The sequence below is a fragment of the Chitiniphilus eburneus genome (assembly GCF_005048205.1).
GTDB lineage: Bacteria > Pseudomonadota > Gammaproteobacteria > Burkholderiales > Chitinibacteraceae > Chitiniphilus > Chitiniphilus eburneus.
This window is the reverse complement of the sequence record NZ_SUMF01000077.1, coordinates 1-1,570: the sequence shown is the minus strand read 5'-3', so window position 1 is coordinate 1,570 and position 1,570 is coordinate 1. Positions and strand designations below refer to the sequence as shown.

The following is a 1,570-nucleotide window of genomic DNA, read 5'->3' as shown; positions in this document are numbered from 1 at the left end:
GCACCGGAGAAGGCCGGGGGCGGGTGGCTGCCGTTGTAGACGACCCCGGTCACCACCGGTCGGTCGATATCGTTTTCGAGATAGGCAACGATCACTTCCTGACCGACGCGCGGAATGAACTGATGCCCCCAGGCGGCTCCGGCACTGGGCTGGACCACCCGGATCCAGCACGAAGACCGGTCGTCCAGATTGGCGCCGAACGCGGGGTGTTCCTGCGACCGCTGCCAGTGGAACTGCACCTTGATCCGGCCATACTGATCGGTGTGGATTTCCTCCCCGGCCGGACCAACCACGGTGGCGGTCTGAATCCCGCGCGCGGTCGGCTTGGCGTATTGGCTGTCGGCGTAATCCGGATGCAGCGGCACCCCGCGCCGTTGCGCCGCGAGTTGCACCGTGAACGGCTGTGGCGTGTCTTGGCCCCGCGCCAGCAACTTCAGCAGATCGCCCGGCAGATTATTGTGCGCGGTAAAGCGCAACTGACTGGCGACGAACTCCCGCTGTTCCGGCGCATCGCCATCGTGCAGTGGATGATCGGCCAACTGGAACCACTCACCGACCTGTATCCCGCGTACCGTACCGCCGCCGGCAAACGACTTCTTCCGCCGATCGAACGCCTGCTGACGCAACTGCGCATAATGGCCGAGCTGCTCGCCATCGGCGGCATAGTACAGCGACTGCGGATCGTAATACCCCAGGCTGCTCTCGGCCTGAGCGCCGCCCGCCCCCTGATCGATCCCCGAAGCTTCCGCAGCCTGCTGCGTCACCACCGGCTGATAATCGAAACTGGCCAGCGCCACCTGGCTCGGCCCCAACTGCCGGGTACTGGTCCAGTCGGTCAGACTGTCCTCGGCCTCCGTGGCATCGGCACGGTGGAAACGAATCCGGCCCTGGCGGGCCTGCGGCAGCGAATACGGATCGTCGAACACCACCAGCGTGACCGTCGGCGTGTCACCCGCCGCATGCTCAAAGCGATACGCCAGCCCCTCCTCCGCCAACAGCCGGGAAACGAAATCGAGATCACTCTCCCGGTATTGCAGACAGTACGAGCGCGCCGGATAACGCCCCGCCAGCTCGAAGCGCAGCGCAAACGTCGCCCCGAACACCGGATTGCCGGCGATATGCTCATCCAGCACCGCCTGCACGATCTCCACCACACTCACATCCTGAAACACCCGGCTCGACCGGCGATGTGCCAGCAGCACCAATGGCGGCTCGATGGACAGCCCATAGCGGGCAAACCCCCCGTCCGCCGGCAGCGCCTGCGCCGCAGTGACCACACCACAGCGCACCACCTCCTCACCGTCGGCTGTCAGGATACCGAGCTGCACCGGCAAGCCGAGCAGCGACTTGAGCGGCAGCCCGACATCGGGCGACAGACATTCGAGTTGATAGCGGTAGGGTTGGGAGAGCGCTTCGTCGCCGGTGACCGACTGCGGCAGCAGTTGCGCACCGTCGCTGGCACCGTCGCCCAGGTGCAGGGTCAGCAGGCGCTGGTCCTGGGTGAAGGCGCTGGCGAAGGACGCCAGCAGGTTCGACATATCCACGTCATCTACCCAACAATTTTTGTCAG

General features: G+C 65.3%; 1 protein-coding gene. It reads right to left on the bottom strand.

The genetic code is table 11. The annotated features are described in order from the left end of the window. Positions 1-1,544: type VI secretion system Vgr family protein (locus tag FAZ21_RS20025; protein WP_246038798.1), on the bottom strand; the 1,544-nt coding region annotated here is incomplete at its 3' end. Positions 1,545-1,570 lie beyond the last annotated feature (26 nt).